Below are 21,086 nucleotides of genomic sequence, written 5' to 3'. Positions count from 1 at the left end.
TTCACCTTTTCGGAAGGGCCCCGCCGCGCGGCCGGGCGGGGGTAAACAAGCTCGCGCGCGCGATCCGAGCGAGCTCCTTGTCGCTGCGGGCGCGCGCGTCGTCGTCGAGCGCCCCTTGCATCACGGACGCCGTCGCGACCGCGGAGATGACGAACAGCATCACGTGCAGCACGTACGCCTCCGGATCGACGTCGGCGTGGTGTTTTCCCGCGGCCTGCCCGGAGCGAATGTACCCCGCGACCGCCTCGAGCCACGGACGCACCGGCCCTCGCAAGAGCTTCCGCATCTCGGCAGGCCGATCGAGCGCCTCGCGCAAGACGACCCGCGCGCGATCCGGATCCGCGGCGAAGAACCCGGAAAGCTCGCCAAACACCGCCTCGAACCGATCCTCGCTCGCCGCCGCCGCGAGCAAGAGCCGCGGCAACGTATCATTCCAGTGCGCGAGGATCGCGCCGAGGACCGCCTGACGCAGGTGCTCCTTTGACGGGAAATGGTGCAGCACCGCCTGCTTCGTCAACGAGACCTCGTCCGCCACCGCTTGCAGGCTGGTCGCGTCGAAGCCTTGCGCCGCGAAGAGGCGCGTCGCCGCGGCAACGATGGCGCGCGGCACGTCGGGGTCGGGAGATCGAGCCAGAACCATCCGGTCAGGACTTCCCTACCAGTTGGTAAGCGGCCGGTCAAGTGCGGTCTTACGTGCCGCGTCATGAAGCCGGGGCGTGACACGGGCGTACGTCTGCCGGCCGATCCAACGGCCGTTCCACGAGGACGCGAAATGGGTAGCACGACAAGCAATGCTCGTGCTACCAGCTCGGGACGAGATCCTCGCTTGCGTCCGCGCCTCCTTTTCCCTTCGTCCCTCCTCCTTCTGGCATGGCTCGTCGCCTTGCCCGCGCGCGCGCACGACGAGGTCACGCCACCCGTGCCGAAGAGCCAGCCCGCGCCGACGTGGCCCGAAGGCCGCGCGGAGGCGCACGACGTGATCGTCCCGCTTTTGATCACCGTCGGCCCCGACGGCCGCGCCGTGGCGATCGAGATCGAGGCGAGCGTCTCGCCGGCCTTCGACGCCGAGGCGCTCCGCGCCGCGGCGCAGTGGACGTTCGAGCCCGCGCGCCAGAACGGAACGCCCGTGAAGGCGCGGATCCGGATGATCGCCCGATTCGAGGGCGTGACCGCGGTACCACCGGACAAACCAGCGGACAAACCCGCGCCCGGCCTCCTGGATCCGCCCCCGCATTCGCATCCGCATCCGCCGCCGCCCCCGCCTCCGCGCCCGATTGCCGTGACCGTTCGCGGCGAAGGCCCGCCGCGCAGCGCCTCCGAGGTCGTGCAAAAGCGCGACGTCCTCGCGGCGGCGCCGCATCGCACGGCGAGTGATCTCCTGCGCGTGGTTCCCGGCGTTTTCATCACGCAGCACGGCGGCCAGGGCAAGGCACATCAGATTTTTTTGCGTGGCTTCGACGCGGCCCACGGGCAGGATCTCGAGCTCCGCGTCGCGGGCGCGCCCGCGAACGAGGTCTCGAACATTCACGGCCAGGGTTATGCCGACCTGCATTTCGTGATGCCCGAGGTCGTGAAGAGCGTCCGCGCGAAGGCCGGGCCCTACGACCCGCGGCAGGGCGATTTCGCGGTCGCGGGAACCATCGAAATGGATCTCGGCCTCGCCGAGACGGGTTTTACCTCGTCCCTCGGGCTCGGCACCTACGGCGAGCGGCGCCTCTTCCTCGCGTATCGCCCCCAAGGCACGACCGAAGCGACCTTCGCGGCCTTCGAGGCGCAAAGCACCGACGGATTCGGCCCCTCGCGCGCCGCGCGCCGCGCCTCCGCGATCGCCCAGCACGTCTTTCCGATCAGCACGAGCCTCTCGGCCCGCGTGATGGCCTCGGCCTACGCGGCGCGTTTTTCCTCGCCGGGCGTGCTCCGCCGCGACGACATCGAGCGTGGCCTCGTCGATCGATTCGCGACCTACGACGCGCGCCAGGGCGGCGACTCGACCCGCATCCAGGTCGTCCTCTCCCTCGATCACGATGACGACAGCGGCAAAGCGCGCTTCTCCTTCACGCCCTACTTCGTCGCGCGTGGCCTCCGGCTCCGCGCCAATTACACGGGCTTCCTCCTCGACCCGGTCGACGGCGACGCGCAGCAGCAGATCAACGAGGCGACGACGTTCGGTTTGTCCACGCATTACCACCGGAAGACGCCGATCTTCTCCCCCGAGGACTCCCTCGAAATCGGCGTCCAGGCCCGGGGCGACACGATCGAGCAATCGCAGCGCCGCCTCTCGGTCGTCACCGATCGCGTCATGGAAACGCGCGTCGATGCCCGCGCACGCGCCGCCGACGTGGCCGGATACGTCGACGCCTCGCTCCGGCCGCTCCGCCGCGTGGTGATCCGCGGCGGCGTGCGCGTGGACGGGCTTTTTTATGGCGTCACGGACCTCGCCACGGGCGAAGGCGCGGGAGCGGCGCGCGCGGCCATGGGCGCGCGCGTGGGAGGCAAAGCGACGGTCGACGTCACCTTGATCCCGGGCCTGCACGCGGTCGCGAGTTATGGCGACGGCTTTCGCTCCCCGCAGGCCCGGACCCTCGGCGACGGCGAACGCACGCCCTTCACCACCGTGCGCTCCTTCGAGGCGGGCATTCGTTATGCCGACGGCGACCGCATGCGCGCGAACCTCGCCGTCTTTCACACCCGCCTCTCCGACGACCTCGTCTTCGACGAAAAGGCCACCGCCTACGAACGCGTCGCCGCCACGCAGCGCACCGGCTTTTCGCTCGATTTCGTCCTCCGTCCGCGCGCGTGGATCGTCGAGAGCGGCAGCGTCACGTATACCCGCGCATCCTTCACAGCGGGCCCCGATATCGGCTCGCTCGTCCCCTACACGCCCCAGCTCGTCGCGCGCACCGACGTCGCGCTCACGCCTCGCCTCGCCCGCCTTTTCCGTCGGGATCTCGTGGGCAAGATCGGCGTCGGCCTCGCCTACCTCGGCGTTCGGCCTTTGCGTTTCGCCGAGGTTGGCCGGGACATCTTCCTCGCCGACGCCACGATCGGCGCGCGGCTGCGCGAGGTCGAGATCGAGCTCGACGTCTACAACCTGCTCGACGCGAAATGGTACGACGGCCAGTTCACCTACGCTTCGAGCTTCACGCGCGGCGCGGCGCCTTCGCTCGTTCCGCTCCAGCATGTGACGGTCGGCGCGCCGCTCACCTTGATGGGCACCTTGTCCCTCCACCTCTAGAATCCGAGGAGTACATGAAGCTCTCCATGGTTCGCCTGGGCCTCTCCTCCGCCGCCGGGTTTTTCCTGGTCGGCCTCTCCCTCGCCACGGGCGCCCTCGCCTCCGCCTGCGGCCCCGCCGAAACCACGAGCGGCAAGCGTGTCGCCTTGCAGACGCGTATCGTCGCCGACGACGGGATCGACGCGCCGTTCGTCAATGCCTACGGCTGGTCGATCCGCCTCTCGCTCGCCGCCGTCTCCATCGGCCCGCTCTATTACTTCAATGGCGCGCCGATCTTCTCGGCCGCCGCCGCGCCACCGCGCCCGGGCGATACGTTCGCACGCTTCCTCGGCCTCGGCGTGGCCCACGCGCACCCCGGCCATTACCAGGCCGGCGACGCGATGGGCCAGGTGCTCGTCTCGTCCTCGGTGGACCTCGCGAAAGGCCCCGCGGACCTCCCGCCCGGCGATGGCGTGGCCGGCCTTTATCGCTCCGCCCGCTTCTCGTACGAGCCCGCGCCCACGGGCGACGCGAAGGACACGCTCGCGGGGCACGTCGTCGTGCTCGAAGGCGAGGCGCAGAAAGACACGCTGACACGAATCTTCCGCGTCGAGGCCGACGCCGCCGACATCCTCGACGCTTACGGCGAGCCGCGCCTCGAAGGATGCGCCTTCGAGGGCGAGCCCGACGTGCAAAACGACGGCACCATCACGATTCACATCGCGCCGAGTGTATGGCTCGATCAGGCCGAATTCGACGCGGTTCCGGAGAGCGCGGACGGTTCGCCCGTGGTCCTGCCGCGGGACGGCCTGGCCTTCCGTGCCATCACGCGCGGCTTCAAAAAAGGGTCCGCCGTGACCTTCGCGTATTCGACACCTTGAGGAGAATCCCATGAAACGACTGTCTGGAATGACGCACCTTTGCTTCGCCGCCGCGCTCCTCGCCGGTTGCGGCGCCGAAGAGCCCGCGGGCACGGGGGACGTGGCGATCACGACCTGGGGCGAGGGGTACATCGAGGAGGAAATCCCGGCGTCCGACTTCGAGGACGGCTGGAGCATCAAATTCTCGAAATTCCTCGTGGTGCTCGGCGGCGTGCGCATCGCCGACGATACCGGGGCGATCGGCGCCGAGCTGAAGACCACGAAAATCGTCGATCACGTGGCCCCGGGGGTCAAGCCGCTCGTCACGTTCGAGGACCTCGAGGCCAAACCGTGGACGAACGTCAGCTTCGAGGTTCGCCCCGCGGGGGGCGATACCGAGCTCGGCGACGGCGCGACCGCGGCCGACCTCGACGCAATGAAACAAAGCAAATACGCCATCTGGGCCGAGGGCGAGGCCACGCAGGGCGCCGTGAAAAAGACGTTCCGCTGGGGCTTCGGCGTGCCCACGGCATACACCGAATGCAAAGGCGAGAAAGACGGCCGTGAGACCGTCGGCGTCCTCATCACGAACGGCGGCATCGACAACGTGGAGCTCACGATCCACGGCGATCACCTCTTCTACGACGACCTGCAATCGCCGAACGCGAAGTTGCGCTTCAACGCTCTCGCCTCGGCGGACACGGACAACGACGGCGAAGTGACGCTCGCCGAGCTCGCGGCCAAGAAGCTCGTGGACATCGATCCCGCGGACGGCGCCTATGGCACGGGCGCGGCTGGCGACGTGAACGACCTCGGCGCGTTCGTCACGGACCTCTCCCGCACCGTGGGGCATTTCCGCGGCGAGGGCGAGTGCATCGCGACGGATCCGAAATGACGTTCCCCCTGCCGGAAATGGTCACCCCTCGCCCTTCGGGTGACATTTTTCGTCACCGGGGCGTGACGCACCGCAGCGCCTGCGGATGGCGCGCTCCGCTTTCTTGCATCGAAGCGCAGGATAAAGGACGATACGCGGATGGCACGTGGCGTGCTTGACGCGCGCTCTCCGGGGGAACGAGGAACATGAAACGGCGGAGGGAGGGTCGAGGGTTTACCTTGGTCGAGCTGATGATCGTGGTCGCGATCATCGGCGTCCTGGCAGCGCTCGCCATTTTCGGCGTGCGGCGTTACCTCGCGGCGGCGAGGGTCAGCGAAGCGAAGCAGACCATCGGCGCCATCGCCCGTGGCATTGCAATGCTCACCGAGCGCGCCGCGAAGAGCGAGGTCCTCCCCCTCGGCAGCCTCTCGGAGGCGAGCACCACGACCTGGTGCCCCGAATGCGGCGGCACCATGCTCTGCGTCGCGCCGCAAAACGTCCCCGCGGCCCGGAAATACCAGCCCGAAAACCTGAGCGGCAAGGACTTCGACCAGTGCTGCTGGCGCTGCGTCCGCTTCGGCCTCGATGACCCGACGTATTACCAATATCGGTATTCCGTGGGTCAAGCATATCTCGGCCCGCCCCTCGGCGGGCCCGACCCCGGCGCCACGGGCGTCGAGGTCGCCGCCGTGGGCGACCTCGACGGCGACCAATCCGTCAGCACGTTGACGCTCACCGCCACACGCGACGCGCCCACCGGCCAGCTCCGCTTTTCCACGCAGGTCTTCGTGGCGAACGAAGACGAGTGATCGTCACGCCGCCCGCGGCGTCTCCACCTCCACCGGCCAGGCGGCCGCAGGCACCGCGCGCAAAGCGATCGTCAGCACCTCGTCGAGCGTCTCCACGAGGTGGAAATGCAGTGACCGCAGCACCTCCTCGGGCAGATCCTCGAGCTCGGCTTCATTGTCCCGCGGCAGGATGATCTCCGGAATGCCCGCCCGATGCGCGCCGAGCACCTTTTCCTTCACGCCGCCGATCGGCAAGACCCGCCCGCGCAGCGTGATTTCCCCGGTCATCGCGACATCACGCCGGACGCGTTTGCCCGAGAGCGCCGACACGATCGCCGTCGCCATCGTCACGCCCGCGCTCGGCCCGTCCTTCGGAATCGCGCCGGCGGGGACGTGGACGTGGATGTCCCGCCCCTCCAGCCGCTCCCGCGGCACGCCGAGCGCCGCGCTGTGCTCGCGTGCATATGTCAGCGCCGCGCGCCCGCTCTCTTTCATGACGTCGCCGAGTTGCCCCGTCAGCGCGAGCTCGCCCTTGCCCGGAACGATGCTCGCCTCGACGTGCATGATATCGCCGCCCTCCTGCGTGTAATACATGCCCGTGGCGACCCCGAGTTCGTCTCGATCGAGCGCGGTCGTGGGCCGCATGCGTGGGCGCCGGAGGAGCGCCCGGACGTCCGCCACCGTCTCGACCAGCACCCGCTGCGCCGCGCCCGTCGCAATACGATGGGCCGCTTTTCGCGCCAAGGAGCCGATCGCCCGTTCGAGCTGCCGCACGCCCGCCTCGTGCGTGTAACTCGTGATGACGTCGAGCAGCGCCGTGTCCGACACGACGAGCTGCTCCTCTTCGAGCGCGCACTCACGCCGCTGCCGCGGGAGCAGATACCGCCGGGCAATCTCGAGCTTTTCGATCTCGGTGTATCCCGGAAACGTGATCGTCTCCATGCGATCGAGCAGCGGCGCCGGAATGCCCTCGCGCAGGTTCGCCGTGCACACGAAAAGGACCTCCGAAAGGTCGAACGGCAAACCCAGGTAATGGTCGACGAACGTCACGTTCTGCGCCGGATCGAGCACTTCCAGGAGCGCCGCCGCCGGATCGCCCTGGTACGAAACGCCGAGTTTGTCGATCTCGTCCAGCGTGAAGACGGGGTTCTTCGAGCCCACGCGCCGCATGCCCTGCAGGATGCGGCCGGGCATCGCGCCGACGTACGTGCGCCGGTGCCCGCGGATATCGGCCTCGTCGCGCGCGCCGCCGAGCGAGACGCGGATGTATTTGCGACCCATCGCCCGCGCGATGCTCTCCGCGATGCTCGTTTTTCCCGTACCGGGCGGCCCGAGGAAGAGCAGGATCGGCCCGCGCGCCGCCCGCTGTGCCCGCTCGGGCGCCGAAATCTGCCCCTTCAGGCGCAATTTGATCACGCTGAGCAGCTCGAGCACCCGGTCCTTCACGTCGCCGAGGCCGTAATGGTCCTCGTCGAGGATCTGCCGCGCCATTTCCAGATCGACGTGGTCGTCCGTCCGCCGATTCCACGGCAAATCGCCGACCCATTCGAGCCAGCTCGTCACGACCTGCGCCTCGGGCGAAGTCTCCCGGCTCATCCGCCGCAGCCGCCCGAGCTCGCGCCGCACCTCCTCGCGCACCTCGATCGGCAGATCCGCCGCGTCGATCTTCTTCTCCAGCCGATCCGCGATGCCCGCCTCGTCCTCCTCGCCGAGCTCTTTCTGGATCGCCTTCAATTGCTCGCGCAGATAAAGCTCCCGCTGCCTTTCGCCGAGCTCCTCCTGCACCGTCGTCCGGATCTTCTCCTGCGTCTCGGCGATCCCGATTTGCCGATGCAAATGCACCGTGAGCGCGCGCAGCCGCTCCACGGTCCGCAAGGTCTCCAGGAGGCCCTGTTTCTCGGCCACCGGGAGATCGAGGTAAAACGCGACGTGATTCGCGAGCGCGCTCGGATCCTCGACGCCGCCGAGGAACTGCTCGAGCGCCTCTTTCGGCGCACCGCGGCGCTTGCCGTACTCGATCGCCCGCTCGCGCACCTCGCGGGCGAGCGCGAGCACGACCGCCTCCTCCCCCGGGCGGCGAGGCAGATCGGCGAGCTCCACGCAAGCCGCGCGCAGGATCCCGTCCTCCGTGACGTATCGCAGCGCCGTGGCGCGGCGCTCGCACTGCAAGACGAGCGAGAGCCCTGTCCCCAGACGCTGGACCTGGGCGATCCGTCCGATCACGCCGACCGCGAAAAGACTGCTCTCCGTGGGCTCTTCCGAGGTGTCACGTTGCGCGACGGCGAAGACACGCTTGTCCTCCCCGTCTGCGCGAAGCGCTATCTCCACCGCGCGCAAGGTCTTCAGCCTTCCTGCGGTGATCGGCGTCGCGAGCCCGGGAAACAGCACCGTGTCGCGCAGCGGTAGGACGGGCAGGGTGAACCGTTCGGCCATCATTTCCCCCGGATTTGGCGGTCAGATCGACGTTTGCGAGGGCCGTGCCATCGGGGACGTCACCGTTCGTCCACCAAGAACGCCACCGATGCCCCTCCTCCGCGCCCGGGAGACACACGGAGCACGGAGCGAGCGCGCGGGCGCGGCGAATGATGTGGTAGGTTCGTCCCGCCATGACCATCGAGATTCGCCTTCTCGGCCCCGAGCACGCGGACGAGTTTGCCCATCCCATCCTTACGGCCTTTGGCCTCCCGCCCTCGCCCGAGCGCGCGGAACGATCCCGGCGGCTCCCCGAGTTCGTCACACGGATCGGGGCCTATGACGGCAATGCGATCGTCGGCAGCGCCGGCGCGTTCGCCTTCGACTTCAGCACGCCCGGCGGCGGCACCGTGCCCACGTCGGGCCTGACGATGGTCGCAGTGATGCCGACGCACCGGAGGCGCGGCATCCTGCGCAAGCTCATCGAGCGACAGCTCGCCGACGCGCGCGACCGCGGACAGCCCATCGCGGCGCTCTGGGCGACCGAGGCGACGATTTATGGTCGCTTCGGGTACGGGATCGCCGCGTTCTCGGGCGACGTATCGATCGAGCGCGACCGATCCGCATTCGTGGGCTCGCCCGTCCCCTTTGAAGCGCATTTCGTGAGCGAAGCGGAGGCGCTCGAACGCATGCCGCCCCTCTACGAGCGCGCGCGCCGCGCAGCCCCGTGCATGCCGTCGCGCTCGCCCCTGTGGTGGAGCCTTCGGAGGCTTCTCGATGTGGAGTCGACGCGGGCCGGATCGGGGCCGCTGCAGCGCGTGATCGTCAAGGTCGACGGCCGCGACGAGGGGTATGCGCTTTACCGCACCCGCCTCGAAATGACGGCCCCGCAGATCCCGGTCGTCACGGTGACGGTACAGGAGGCGATGGGCGCGTCGCCCGCGGGCACGCGCGCCGTGTGGCGGTACCTCTGCGACATCGATCTCGCGACGCGGATCAACGCCACGTGTTTATCCCCGGATCACCCGCTCTTCCTCCTGCTCGCGGAGCCGCGGCGCATGCATTACCGCACCTACGACTCGGTGTGGGTCCGCATCGTGGACGTGCCTCGGGCGCTCGCAGCGCGACGTTATGGCGCGGAGGGCTCGATCGTGATCGAGGTCGACGACGAATTCTGCCCGTGGAACACGGGTCGGTATCGGCTCGACGCGGCCACCTCGCACGTGACGCGGACCGAGGACCCCTGTGATTTGCGGGTCTCGGCCGCGGCGCTCGGATCGGCATACCTCGGCGGTTTTTCGTTCTCGCGCCTCGCGGAGATCGGAGGCGTCATTCCGCGGACCGAGGGCGCGCTCGAGCGCGCCGATCGCATGTTCGTCGGGTCGCGCCTCCCGTATTGCCCCGAAATCTTCTGATTACTGCGGCATCCCCTGCTGCGGCGGCGGGGGCGGGCCCGGCGGCCTCGGGCCCCGGCCGCCCGGGGGCCTCAAACCCTTGGGAAAACGAGGCCTCGGCGGCCCGTCGTCCGGCCCCCCGCTCATCGGCACGCGGCGCGGGCCTTTCATTGCTCCCTCCTCGGCCGGATCCTCGGCGCGTGACATCAGCGGTTCGTCCGCGCCCTCGCGATCGTCGCCGCCGGCCCGGTCTTCGGCCTCGGCCTTCTTGTCGTCAGCCTCGGAATCGAAGGCGAGCCGCTCTGCGAGCGGCATCTCGGGCAGCTCGAGCAGCGCACCGTCCCCGAGAAACGGCAGGATGTTGATGTACGCGTTCATGGCGTGACAAACGGAGTCTGTCCGGACGTACCGTTCCCGAACGCTCCAGAACACGCCGCCCGCGGCCGCCTTCCGGTTCTTCACCACGAAATCGTTCTCGGGCGCGTAGGTGTATTGCATGATCTGCCGAACGGCGGCGACCACGGCGTCCTTGTAGGCGTCGCAGTTCTCCTTGCCCTTGTCCCGGCAGAACATGAATACCTCGCTCATGACCTCGGCGAGCCAGCCCGTGCCGCTGCTCGAAAGCGAGCCCTTCCAGCGCCCGTGCCGGTAGGCGTCCTCGGGACGCTTCCATTGCCGCCCGAGGAGCTCGCGCGAGCAGCGGAAGACCATGTCCTCGATGCGTTTGTCGCCGGTGGCCTTGGCGAAATCGAGCAGCGAGAGGACGAGCCAGGAGCTCGAAATCGGGTTCGGCTTGCGGTACTCGTCGCCGACGTAGCAGCCCTGCGTTTCTACCTTCTGGGCGAGGTACATCGCCGTCGTCGCGGCGGCGTCGAGGTACTTCTTGTCCTTCGTCGCGCGGTTCAAACGCGAGAGCGCCGAGAGGACCTGCCCGGTATAAAGCGTCGACTCCTTCGCCTGCACCGCCCAGGGCCCGCCCTCGTGCTGGCTCAACGACGCGCGCACGGCGCCCGTGGGAAGCTGCATTGAAATGAGCCAATCCCCGGCCTTGCGCGCGGCGTCCATGTACTTCGCTTCCTTCGTCAGCGCGTGAAGCTCGAGCAGCGTGAAGATCGTCTTCGACGTCGTGCCGACGACCAGCTTTCGCTCGGGTTTGCCGCGCTTCAGATCGAGCGTGTAGAAAAACCCGCCCGCGGTGTGGTCGCGCTCGTCGCGGCTCTGCATCGAAAGAAGGAATTCGGCCGTGCTCTTCGTCTGGTCGAGCAGGCTCTTGTCCTTCTTCATCGCGTGGAGCTTGAGCAGCGTGAAGCCCGTCGAGGCCGTGTAAATCGTGTGGAGCTCGGGCTCGAACGCATCCGCCGGGGCGTGATAGTACTTGTGCGCCCCCTTGTGCTCGGCGTCGAGGATGCGGAGCAGATACGCTTGCCCCTCGTCGATGCGCTTCGTGAGCAGCGCCTTGTCGAACGATCGGAGCGGGACGAGGCCGTGATCGAGCTCGAGCCCCTTGCCCTCGTGTTCGAGGATCGACATGCCGTGGTCGGGCAGCTCGATGGCGAGCCGCGTCGTCCCGAGCGCCTCCTTCGTCCCGCCCCCGGAAGCGACGGCGCGCCGCGTCGCTTCCTTGAGCGTCACGCATAAGGACGTGTCCGACGCTTCGCCGCGCGCCACCTGGGCGCCATCGCGATATCCCCACACGACGGCGCGAAATGGCTTGGGCGATGTCACGGGAAGCTCGCAGGCCACGCTCTCCCCTTCCTTTTCGATCGCCGCGACCTTTCGCGCGAAGCCGAGCACGCGATCGCGAAAGACCTGATTCTCGAGCGGCGCGCCCGCATTGTCGGGGCCCGTGATCTTCGGGTCCGGCACCTTCGGCAGGTTCTCGGTGATCTTCGCGTCGAAGCGGTCGTCGTGCAGGTCCGGCCCGCGGACGCGCGCCTTCTTCTTCTCGGGCGCAATCGCCGCGCTCGCCGTGCCGCTCGGAGCCGGCGCCGCCTCGCTCTCCTTGCCGCTGTCGCGGTTGCAGCCCGCTGCGCCGACGAGGGACAACGCCGCCGCGGAGGCGAGCGCCGAGAACCAGGCTATCGAAATGGGGCTTCTCTGCCGCATGGAATGGTCCTGAAGGGAACTCCGACCCTTACCAAGGATCGCGGACCTGCGCAAGGCAGCACGAAATCGCCGCACGCCCCAGGCGTCCCCCGGGGACGGAGCGTCCGCGACACCGCAGCAGATATTTTGCACCCATACGGACAGCAGGTTTTCGCCATTGACGCAACGCACGACATCGTTGTGCGACATGTATGCCCATCGGCGCTCGCAAGTGTGGTGCGGCGGCGCCTTGACGTCCCCCGGATGCGTCGGTTAGGTAGGAAGGCTTTTATTCCTTCATCTTGTGTGAAGGACGAAGGGAGCGACATCGATGCGCAGCTTCTTGAATCGTGGCCCCGTGGCACGAACGGCGGGTCTCTTGACGGCGCTATTGTTCGTGGCCGGGCCGGGATGCGCCACGAATACGGGTGATGGCGAGGAGAACACGGGCGAGAGCAAGGAGGCCGCGAAGGCCCAGACCTCGTTCCTGTCGGCCGATCAGCCGAACTACCAGTTCACGTGGGGCGAAGAGGAGGAAGAGGAAGAGGAGGAAGAAGAAGAGGAGGAAGAGGAGCAGGAGCTCGAGGAGGGCGACATCTACCGTGTCATGAACAATGGCACCCTCCTGAACCTCAACTGGTATCGCGGCCTGCAGGTGATCGACGTCAGTGACGTGACCGAGCCCAAGGTCGTCGGCCAGCTCCAGGTGGGCGGCACGCCGGTCGAGATGTACGTCGACGGGACGCGCGCGATCCTCTTGATGAACGACTGGTACGGCTACAAGGGCAAACCGAACAGCCTCGAGGTCGACAGCACGTCGGGTGGCACCGTGCTCCTCGTCGACATCTCGAACCCGTCGAAGCCCGTGGTGCGCTCGCAGTACGACGTGCCTGGCTACATCCAGACGAGCCGCTACGCGAACGGCGCCACGCAGGACGCGCTGTTCGTCGCCGCGAGCCACTACGACTGGTTCATCAACGATCAAGGCTATTGGGAGTGGATCCAAGGCAGCACCGTGAAGAGCTTCGACGTCGGCCAGACGGCGATGACGGAGAAGAGCGAGCTGCCCCTCGGTGGCTACGTATCGGCCATCCACGCGGAGAACGAAGTGCTCCTCGTCGCGCGCGAGCAGCACTGGTGGTCGTCAGGGCAGAGCGACGTCGCTGTCATCGACATCTCCGACAACGGCGGCACGATGGTCCAGCGCGACGAGGTGACGGTCAACGGTTACATCCGGTCGCAATTCCACATGGACTACCGGAACGACCAGCTCCGGATCTTCTCGGGCCCGCAATGGAGCACGGGCGATCATAGCTACCTGCAGACGTACGACGCGTCGAACCTCGACAACGTCGTGCCGATCGACACGGTGGCGTTCGGCGAGAACATGTCGCTCTTCGCCGCGATCTTCCTCGATGATCGGGCGTTCGCCGTGACGTATCGCAACTACGATCCGTTCCACGCCTTCTCGATCGATCCGAACGGTCACGCCGAGGAGAAGAGCGAGTTCATCGTCTCCGGCTGGAACGACTTCTTCCGGCCCGCGTTCGACAACTCGCGCCTCATCGGCATCGGCGTCGATGATCAGAACGGCCGCAAGCTCGCCGTCAGCCTCTACGACATCACGAACCTCGAGAACCCGAACCCGCTGCTCGACCGCAAAGAGGTGGCCGGCGAGGATCACGGCTGGAACTGGTCCGAGGCGAACTGGGATCACCGCGCGTTCAGCGTGCTCCACGACGCGGTCAACGTGACGGCGCCGACGGGCCAGACCGAGACGGGCCTCGTGCTCCTGCCCTTCGCCGGCTACAAGATCGTGAACGGCAACTGGTCCTACGAGTCGGCCGTCCAGATCTTCACGTTCTCGAACTCGACGCTCACGCGGCGCGGCATCATGGACCATACGGACGCGGTCCGCCGCACGTTCAAGCTCGACGCGACGAACGGGGCAAACCTGTCCGAGACAAACCTCCGCATCTGGGATCAATCGAACCTCGACGCGCCCCAACAGGTCGGCGAGCTCGGCCTCGCGCCGGACTACGGGCAGGTCTGGGTCTTCGACGACCACCGCGCGCGCCTGCGCGGACCGGACTTCGACGATTACTGGTACTGGTACGATCCGAACGCGATGGCCAAGGTCGAGATCATTCCGGACGACGAGCCCGTCGACACCGGCACGCCCGTGGCGACCATCGAGATCCCGGTGAACGCGCACTACTACCAGGTGGGCGACCTGCTCGTCAGCGTCTCCGGCAAGTGGCTCGACTATCCGAACTTCGAGACGACCATCAAGGCGTGGGACCTCTCGGATCCGGCGCACCCGGTCGAGGCCGGCCAGCTCGTCACGACGGAGCTGCCGTACAGCTACTACTACTACGGTTACGGGGCCGGGGCCGTCGTCGGAAAGAAGTCGCTCGGGTTCATCTCGACGAACAATGTCCAGGGCGAGCCGGTCTCGATGGAGTACTGCTATTCGTACACCTACGACTGGTCGTCGTGCCGGGGCCAGGAGGGCTGCACGATCTTCACGGGCAGGCGCGAATGCCGGAAGATCAACGACGGCGCGCTCGACTACTGCGTCGGCGGGTTCGCGCAGTGCACCGATCACGCGGACGCGGAGTCGACCTGCGTCCCGCTCGACTGGTCGGAGGCGGAATCGCAGGCCTACACGTACTGCTACGGGAGCGAATACGAGGCGGCGCGCTTCCGGACGAAGGCAAAGCTCACGCTCGTGAATTTCTCGAACCCGTCGCAGCCGACGGTCCTCGCGCCGATCGACGTGACGGCCGGGCCGGACGAGGAGTTCGTCCAGGTGAACGCGGCCGACGACGACATCTATGTCACCGTCAAGAAGTCGGATGCCAAGCCCGGCGACACGCGCCCCTACGCGCGGTACTACGTGAAGCAGCTCGAGCTGAAGCACCCGTCACAGCCGAAGCTCGAGGCCCCGATGAACGTGCCGGGCAGGTTCATCGCGAAGAAGGGCAACACCCTCTTCACGCAGGATCTGGTCTGGGGCAACAGCCAGTACATCGAGACCGCCGTCGCGAAGCTGCAGATCAAGGGCAAGAAGGCCGAGCTCGACAACTATCACCACTTCGCGAACCGGTACGTCCATCAGCTCTTCATCGACGGCGACAGGCCGGTCGCCTCGCACAACCTCGTGTGGGAGCCCTACAGCTACTACACGAACAACAATGACCGCTTCAGCGTCCTCAAGCCGAAGAGCGGCAACAACAATACGTTCCAGGTCCTGTCGAACGTGAAGCGCCCGGCCAACGCGAGCTTGCTCAGCGTCGACGAGCGCCGCGCCTTCTTCTCGCTGAACGGCGGCGTGCTCATGGCAAGCCTGGAAGACCCGACGACGCCGACGTCCACGGCCTTCTTCCCGGGTTGGAACTGGTACTACAGCGTCACGCCGGTCATCGACGACGACGAGGTGCTGATCGCGGCAGGGCGCTACGGCGTGCACGAGGCCGATCTCGACACGTACAACCTGCTGACGAGCGGCAATTAATCGCGCTCTGCCATTACGACGCTCGCGGGCCCCGCGGGCTTCGCGAGCGTCCCCCCCTCCGTCGGGCGACGCCTCCTGACGCACCCCGCCGTTGACACCACCTGCCCCGTGGCGCCATGATGCGCCGCGACGCACTCCCTCATCCACGCGTCGGAAATTGTATGAGCAAACGCAAAGAGCTGTCCTACAAATGGGTCATCATCGGCGGCGGCGTCATCATCTCGCTCTACTTCGTGATGCGCCTCCTCCTGCTCGGCGGGGTCGAGACCTCGATCGTCGCGAGCTTTGGCCCCGAGAAGGGCGGCCTTGTCATCGCCGGCATCGTGGCGTTCGTCTCGTACTTCGTCGGCGGCATCCTCATCGGCATCTTCAGCCCCGGTGAGACGGTCAAGGAGCCGGCCCTCGCGACGTTCATGGCGATCCTGCCGAACGCCATGCACACGATCATCTGGCACCTCCAGTACAGCTACCCCCTCGGCGGCGCCCTGGTCGGTCTCGCGACCACGTTCGTCGTCGGCATCCTGATGGCCGTCGCAGGCGCATGGATCGGCGAAAAGGTCCAGGGGCGGACTGTCGAAAAACTGCGCGAGGAAGGCGAGCTCCCGCCGCCGAAACCCTCGAGCGACAGCAACTGACCCGCGTCTTCTCGTTCCGCCTCCCCGGCACCCCCGCCATCTTCTTCACACACCCTCACGACACGCGAGATCCACGAACGAATATCGTGGTATCCTCGGTCCCATCGTGACCGTCATCGCCGAGGGACAGCTCATCGCCGGAAAGATCCGCCTCGAGCGCCCGCTCGCACGGGGCGGCATGGGCGCGGTCTGGATCGCCCACCACCTCAAGCTCGATCGGGCCGTGGCCGTGAAATTCATGGAGTCGGGCCTGACCGCCTCCGACACCGCACGCGCCCGCTTCGAACGCGAAGCACGCGCCGCGGCGCAAATCCAGAGCGCGCACGTCGTCGAGGTGCACGACTACGGTGTCGAGTCCGAAACGCCCTACATCGTGATGGAGCTGCTCCGCGGCGAAGATCTCGCCGCGCGCCTGGACAAACGCGGCAAGCTCGACCTCGCGGAGGCCCTGCGCATCACGCAGCCGATCTGCAAGGCGCTGCGCCGCGCGCACGAGCTCGGCCTCGTGCACCGCGACCTCAAGCCCGGCAACGTCTTCCTCGCCCGGCAAGACGACGACGAGATCGTGAAGCTGCTCGACTTCGGCATCGCCAAAGCCGTGTCGCCGGGCACGCCGCAGTCGGGTGACGTCACGCGATCGGGCAACCTCGTCGGCTCGCCGCTCTACATGAGCCCCGAGCAGATCCGGAAGTCGAAGGAGGTCGATCACCGCAGCGATCTCTGGTCGCTCGGCGTGATCCTCTACCAGATGCTCACGGGAAGGACGCCGTTCGTCGAGGACGAGGTCGGCGCCGTGCTCGTGGCGATCTGCACCGATCCGATCCCGAAGCCCTCGACCCTCGCGCCAGAGCTCGGACCCGAGGTCGATCGTTTCTTCGACCGCGCCCTCGCCCGTGATCCGGCCGAGCGCTTCCAGAGCTCGCGCGAGCTTTTCGAAGCCCTCGAAGCACTCACCGCGAAGCCCGCCGCCGAGGTGAAAAGCACACCCGTCGCAAAGCACGACCCGACACCCTCGCTCGAAGCGAGCGACGAGATCGTCCCGAGCCCGTCGCCGCGCCCGAGGGAGAAGAACACCGTGGTCGCGCTCGCCGAGACGATGGCTGCTCCCGACGGTCCGGGCACGCTCACGATGTCGCCCTCCGGCCGGACGCAGGACGATGGCTCGACGCCGAAGCACAAGCAACGGAGGTTCGTTGCCGCGGGGCTCGGCGCGCTCGCCATCGGCGCCCTCGGATGGGTGTTCCTCGGCCCGGTCGCGCCGGCCCAGGAAGCGCGCATCGACGGCCCGGGCAGCCCGACGTTGCCGCTGCCGCCGCCCGTGACCGAGCCCGAGGCGCCCGCGCCCAAGCAGCCTCCGCCCACGCCCGAGGCGGTCCCGAAGACGACGCCCGAGACGCTCGCCGAGGTCGATCCGCAGAAGCGGACGCCCACGGAGGCGCCCGTTCGTAGTGACAAACCGGTCGTTCCTGCCAAACCCGCGACCCCGAAGACGGACGCGGACGGCAAACCCGAGCCCGCGCCGGCCTCGACGACGAACGAGGACGACGAGCTGCTCGGTCTGTCGAAGCCGGCCACGACGCAGCCCCCGCGATGAATCGAAGCCGCCGCGTCTCCCTCGCCGGAGCCGCGCTCTTGGCGGCGCTGATCTTCCCCTTCGGATCCCGGGCGGACGAGCCGCCGAAGACCGAGACGGTGACCCCGCCGCCGCCCGCGGAGCCCTCCGAGGAGGAGCTGCGCGAAGAAAAACGCGCCATCGCCCTCGAAAAAGGCCGCCGCGCGATGCAGCTCTTTCGCGCGGGCCAGTACGCCGACGCCTATCCGCTCTTCCGCGACGCCGACGAGGCATTCCACACGCCGCAGCTCGTGCTGTACATGGCGCGTTGCCAGGACAAACGCGGCAAGCTCCTCGAAGCGCGCGCGCTGTACGAGCGGACGGTCGCCGAGCCGCTGCCGGAGACGCCATCGAACTCGCTCCTTCGCGCACGGCAAGCGGCGACCGCGGAGCTCGGCCCGGTGCGCCTGCGTATCCCGACGCTCGCCGTCGACGTGCGCGGTCCGCCGCCCACGGAGGTGACGCTGTTCGTGGACGGCGAGCTCTGGCCGATGGATGAGCCGCGCGAGCTCGATCCGGGCAAACACGAGGTCGAGGCGTTGGCACGGAGCGGCGCGCGGACGACACGCGAGGTGGAGCTGCCCGAGGGCCGAAGTGTGTCGATCGTCCTGCGCCTCGGCCTCTTCGCGAAGGGCGTGGAACGGACGATCGAGCCCGCGGCGGCCCCGCCGACGAGGCCGACGTGGAGCATCGTGGCCGCGAGTGGGCTCTTTTCGATCGGCGCGCTCGCGCTGGTGACGGGCGTGGTGATGGGCGGGCTCACGCTCGATCGGCGTGAGGTGCTCGAAACGGAATGCGTGCAACAGCGGTGCACGCCGGCGGGCATCGACGCGTACGAGCAGACGAAGGCGTATGCGTCGGTGTCGAACCTGGGGTTCGGGGCGGCGGCAATCGCCGCGACGGCGGGGGTCTCGGTGCTCTTGTTCACGCCGAGCACGAAGCCCGCGGCCGCGCGCGGCGCACGCGTGGAGCTCGACGTTCGAGGCGGGTTCATGGCCGTGCGAGGCGTGTTTTGAGGCGGACCGCGCTGCTTTTGATGGGCCTTGTGGCGGGGCTCCTCGGCTGCGAGACGTTCATCTCGCTCGGCGACGATTACACGCAGCAATGCACCACGCTCACGACGGTGTACCGGGACGCGGACAAGGACGGCGAGGGGAACCTGCACGATCCGCTCACCTGGTGCGGGGCTCCGCCGCCCGAGTACGTGACGAACACGCTCGACTGCAACGACAAAAGCGCCGAGGTGAACACGCGCGGGATCGACGATCAGTGCGACGGGATCGATCAGGACTGCGACGGCAAGACGGACGAGGATTTTCCGGTCCTCGATTGCCCGATTCTGATCGACGACAGGAAAAAGCCGTGCCCGGGCCGCACGGCCTGCGTGGGGAAGGACGTGCTGTGTTATGCGCTCTTCTACTACGACGCAGACAACGACGGGGCCGGCAGCACGCCGCGCATCGTCGAGGAACCCGGGAGCTGCACGCCGCCGCCCGTGCCCCTGGGCGGAGGCGCGTGGGTGCACGAAGGAAACGATTGCGACGACACGAATCCAGCCATCCATCCGGGGGCGAAAGAGATCTGCGACGACGGCGTGGATCAGAACTGCAACGGCACCGTCGGGAAGGTGTATCTGCGACAAACGTTTTCGCTGGGCGTGCTGAACACGGGGGCCGCGGCGGAGCTGTGGTCTTCCGGGACGAACAGCGGGTTCGTGCAAGCGGCGCCGAGCGATGGGGAATGCAATGGCCCGGAGGACGACGTCACGGGCACGGACGACGGGAACGTCGTGGGTGTCGGGCTCGGGGCGTGTGTCCCACCCGCGACCTCGGGCGAGCTCGAATCGCCGGTCGTGGACACGACGGGCGCGCCGAAGTTGTGGCTTTCTTTCCAGCAGTGGATCGATTTCACGCCCGCAGGGACGCTCGGGGCGCCCCCGGCGGTGGCGCTGTCGGTGCAACAAGGGCCCCAGCGGACGATGCTGTTCTCGCTGGCGAACCCCAGACCCACGGACGACCAGCCGGTGCCGGGATGGGACGAGTTGGAGCGCGAACTCGCCACCTTCACGGGCCCGGCCACGTCGCTCGTCTGGTCCTACGAGAGCGGCGACACGGGGGGCTGGGGCGGATACGCGATCGACGACGTCTTGCTCGTCGACGAACGCTGCGTCGACGCGCCCTGACTATTTGCAGGTCGTCCCTTCGGGCGGGAGCTTCCGATCGACGAGGTAATCGGTGACCGCCTGGTCGATGCAGGTGTTGCCTCGGAGGAACGAGATGTGCCCCGGGCCCTCGCGCGTGAGGAGCACCCCCGAGGAGAGCTGCGCCGCGAGCGAGACGGCCCAAGGATACGGCGTGGCAGGATCCCCCGTGGAGCCCACGACGAGGATCGGCGGCGCGCCGTCCGCGGAGATCGGTGTATTCGAGCGCCAGGGCTGAAATGCCCAGCGCGCGGAGGGCAGCGCCGTGGCGGGCAAATACATGCCGATTCGCGGCGCCTTCGCCTGGAGCTCGTTCGTGAGGTTTTGATAGACCTGGGGATCATTCGGAAACGTGTTGTCGATCGAGGTGACCCCGTAATAAACCTCGAACGACGCGTCATACGTGCCATCCGCGCTGCGGGCGACGTACGCGTCCGCGAATTCGAGCAGGCCCGAGCCGTCTCCCGCGGCCGCGAGCGCGAGCGCCTGGGCGAGGTATTTCCATTGGTGTTTATTGTAGAGCGGCTGTGACACGGCGTAGATGAGCTCGCCGGGCCCGAGCGTGCGCGTGCCGCCCGGCGGCGCAGGCAGCGGGGAAGCCTCGACCGCGGCCTTCACGGCGTCGTACGCGGCCCACGGGTCGCCGCCCGAATGGAAGGCGCACGCGGGTTTCGCGGCGCAGTCCGCGAGGAACGCTTCTAGCTCGGCCTCGAAGCCGAGGGCCTGCCCCTTGATGAACGCATCGCCGGAGACCGTCGGATCGATCGTGCCGTCGAGGACGAGCGCCCGGACACGATCCGGGTAGGCCTCGGCGTAGATCGTTCCGAGAAACGTTCCATAGGAAAAACCCACGTACGTGAGCTTGTCGTCGCCGAGGGCCTCGCGGAGGAGGTCCATGTCGCGGGCGATGTTGTTCGTCCCGACGAACGGCAAGAGGTCGCCGCTCCGCTGCTTGCAAGCGGCCGCGAAGGCGTCCGCGCCGGCGACGAGGGCCGCGCGCTCCGCGTCGTCGTCGGGCGTCGGATCGAGCCCGATGAGGGGCGCGAGGTCGTCGACGCAATCGATCGCGGGCGTGCTGCCGGCCTGGCCGCGCGGATCGAAACCGACGAGATCGAACCGATCCTTGAGGCGCTGCGGCAAAGCGATCTGCGCCGCGCGCGCCCAGCCCACGCCGGATGCGCCGGGGCCGCCGGGATTGACGAGCAAGGAGCCGATACGCGCGGACGGAACCGCGGCCGGGCGGCGCACGAGCGGAATCGAAAACGTCCGTCCGTCCGGCGCGTCGTGATCGACGGGCACAGAGAACGTGGCGCATTCGAAGCCGCCCCCGCAATCCTCCCAGGAAATGCCAGGAGCAGGGGGCGCTTGCGGGGGATCGGGATCACCGCCGCAGCCGAGAAAGAGGGGGGAAACGAGGAATGGGAAGGCCCCGGAGAGGCGCCGCGCGATCGTGACCATGAGGAGGTTCATGGTACCGCGAGGCGAATCAGGGAGG

Annotated in this window: 14 protein-coding genes; 10 read left to right on the top strand and 4 right to left on the bottom strand. The window is 67.8% G+C overall.

The features are described 5' to 3' along the window. Nucleotide 1: 1 nt before the first annotated feature. Complete coding sequence (locus KEG38_RS18015; RefSeq protein WP_272420931.1) at nucleotides 2–640, bottom strand: TetR/AcrR family transcriptional regulator; 639 nt, start codon at nucleotides 638–640, stop codon at nucleotides 2–4. A 186-nt stretch (nucleotides 641–826) separates the two neighbouring features. Here KEG38_RS18015 and KEG38_RS18010 point away from each other — a divergent pair, with 186 nt between their 5' ends. The 4 genes from KEG38_RS18010 (at nucleotide 827) to KEG38_RS17995 (ending at nucleotide 5,757) form a co-directional block, all read left to right on the top strand. After that, nucleotides 827–3,235, top strand: a complete 2,409-nt coding sequence (locus KEG38_RS18010) for a TonB-dependent receptor domain-containing protein (RefSeq protein WP_272420930.1) — start codon at nucleotides 827–829, stop codon at nucleotides 3,233–3,235. A 14-nt stretch (nucleotides 3,236–3,249) separates the two neighbouring features. Next, a complete protein-coding gene (locus tag KEG38_RS18005; RefSeq protein ID WP_272420929.1) occupies nucleotides 3,250–4,095 on the top strand; it encodes a hypothetical protein in 846 nt (281 codons plus the stop codon). Nucleotides 4,096–4,105: 10 nt separating this feature from the next. After that, nucleotides 4,106–4,969, top strand: a complete 864-nt coding sequence (locus KEG38_RS18000) for a hypothetical protein (protein WP_272420928.1) — start codon at nucleotides 4,106–4,108, stop codon at nucleotides 4,967–4,969. 185 nt (nucleotides 4,970–5,154) lie between these two features. After that, entirely contained in the window at nucleotides 5,155–5,757 is a 603-nt protein-coding gene (locus KEG38_RS17995) for a pilin (protein WP_272420927.1), read from the top strand. A gap of 3 nt (nucleotides 5,758–5,760) precedes the next feature. Here the strand turns inward: KEG38_RS17995 and lon are convergent, their stop codons facing one another. Further along, nucleotides 5,761–8,172 carry an endopeptidase La gene (gene lon / locus KEG38_RS17990; protein WP_272420926.1) on the bottom strand — a complete coding sequence of 804 codons (2,412 nt, stop codon included), beginning with the start codon at nucleotides 8,170–8,172 and terminating at the stop codon, nucleotides 5,761–5,763. Nucleotides 8,173–8,342: 170 nt separating this feature from the next. Here lon and KEG38_RS17985 point away from each other — a divergent pair, with 170 nt between their 5' ends. Further along, on the top strand, nucleotides 8,343–9,563 hold the full coding sequence (locus KEG38_RS17985; RefSeq protein ID WP_272420925.1) for a GNAT family N-acetyltransferase: 1,221 nt from the start codon (nucleotides 8,343–8,345) through the stop codon (nucleotides 9,561–9,563). Here KEG38_RS17985 and KEG38_RS17980 read toward each other — a convergent pair whose 3' ends face one another. Beyond that, entirely contained in the window at nucleotides 9,564–11,648 is a 2,085-nt protein-coding gene (locus KEG38_RS17980; protein ID WP_272420924.1) for a glycoside hydrolase family protein, read from the bottom strand. Nucleotides 11,649–11,958: 310 nt separating this feature from the next. Here KEG38_RS17980 and KEG38_RS17975 point away from each other — a divergent pair, with 310 nt between their 5' ends. From KEG38_RS17975 to KEG38_RS17955, 5 genes are all read left to right on the top strand, one after another. Beyond that, nucleotides 11,959–15,144, top strand: a complete 3,186-nt coding sequence (locus KEG38_RS17975; RefSeq protein WP_272420923.1) for a beta-propeller domain-containing protein — start codon at nucleotides 11,959–11,961, stop codon at nucleotides 15,142–15,144. Between the two features lie 161 nt (nucleotides 15,145–15,305). Continuing rightward, nucleotides 15,306–15,779 carry a hypothetical protein gene (locus KEG38_RS17970; RefSeq protein WP_272420922.1) on the top strand — a complete coding sequence of 158 codons (474 nt, stop codon included), beginning with the start codon at nucleotides 15,306–15,308 and terminating at the stop codon, nucleotides 15,777–15,779. A 106-nt stretch (nucleotides 15,780–15,885) separates the two neighbouring features. After that, nucleotides 15,886–17,373 carry a serine/threonine-protein kinase gene (locus KEG38_RS17965; protein ID WP_272420921.1) on the top strand — a complete coding sequence of 496 codons (1,488 nt, stop codon included), beginning with the start codon at nucleotides 15,886–15,888 and terminating at the stop codon, nucleotides 17,371–17,373. Continuing rightward, nucleotides 17,370–18,407, top strand: a complete 1,038-nt coding sequence (locus tag KEG38_RS17960) for a tetratricopeptide repeat protein (protein ID WP_272420920.1) — start codon at nucleotides 17,370–17,372, stop codon at nucleotides 18,405–18,407. The genes KEG38_RS17965 and KEG38_RS17960 overlap by 4 nt, the downstream gene beginning before the upstream one ends. A gap of 20 nt (nucleotides 18,408–18,427) precedes the next feature. After that, nucleotides 18,428–19,573, top strand: coding sequence for a putative metal-binding motif-containing protein (locus KEG38_RS17955; RefSeq protein WP_272420919.1), 1,146 nt, complete (start codon nucleotides 18,428–18,430; stop codon nucleotides 19,571–19,573). On the opposite strand, the gene KEG38_RS17950 is transcribed toward KEG38_RS17955, so the two are convergent. After that, on the bottom strand, nucleotides 19,574–21,061 hold the full coding sequence (locus KEG38_RS17950) for an alpha/beta hydrolase (protein WP_272420918.1): 1,488 nt from the start codon (nucleotides 21,059–21,061) through the stop codon (nucleotides 19,574–19,576). It lies immediately after the preceding gene. Nucleotides 21,062–21,086: the final 25 nt, after the last annotated feature.

It is taken from the genome of Polyangium jinanense (genome assembly GCF_028435265.1).
Taxonomy (GTDB): domain Bacteria; phylum Myxococcota_A; class Polyangia; order Polyangiales; family Polyangiaceae; genus Polyangium; species Polyangium jinanense.
Note: the sequence above shows the minus strand (reverse complement) of the source record. Positions and strands in the feature narration are given on the sequence as shown.

Coding starts and splice junctions, on each gene's coding strand:
- KEG38_RS17970 (WP_272420922.1), top strand. CDS start 15,306: ATGAGCAAACGCAAAGAGCTGTCCTACAAATGGGTCATCATCGGCGGC.
- KEG38_RS17985 (WP_272420925.1), top strand. CDS start 8,343: ATGACCATCGAGATTCGCCTTCTCGGCCCCGAGCACGCGGACGAGTTT.
- KEG38_RS18005 (WP_272420929.1), top strand. CDS start 3,250: ATGAAGCTCTCCATGGTTCGCCTGGGCCTCTCCTCCGCCGCCGGGTTT.
- KEG38_RS17975 (WP_272420923.1), top strand. CDS start 11,959: ATGCGCAGCTTCTTGAATCGTGGCCCCGTGGCACGAACGGCGGGTCTC.
- KEG38_RS17995 (WP_272420927.1), top strand. CDS start 5,155: ATGAAACGGCGGAGGGAGGGTCGAGGGTTTACCTTGGTCGAGCTGATG.
- KEG38_RS18000 (WP_272420928.1), top strand. CDS start 4,106: ATGAAACGACTGTCTGGAATGACGCACCTTTGCTTCGCCGCCGCGCTC.
- KEG38_RS17960 (WP_272420920.1), top strand. CDS start 17,370: ATGAATCGAAGCCGCCGCGTCTCCCTCGCCGGAGCCGCGCTCTTGGCG.
- KEG38_RS17980 (WP_272420924.1), bottom strand. CDS start 11,648: ATGCGGCAGAGAAGCCCCATTTCGATAGCCTGGTTCTCGGCGCTCGCC.
- KEG38_RS17955 (WP_272420919.1), top strand. CDS start 18,428: ATGGGCCTTGTGGCGGGGCTCCTCGGCTGCGAGACGTTCATCTCGCTC.
- lon (WP_272420926.1), bottom strand. CDS start 8,172: ATGATGGCCGAACGGTTCACCCTGCCCGTCCTACCGCTGCGCGACACG.
- KEG38_RS17950 (WP_272420918.1), bottom strand. CDS start 21,061: ATGAACCTCCTCATGGTCACGATCGCGCGGCGCCTCTCCGGGGCCTTC.
- KEG38_RS18015 (WP_272420931.1), bottom strand. CDS start 640: ATGGTTCTGGCTCGATCTCCCGACCCCGACGTGCCGCGCGCCATCGTT.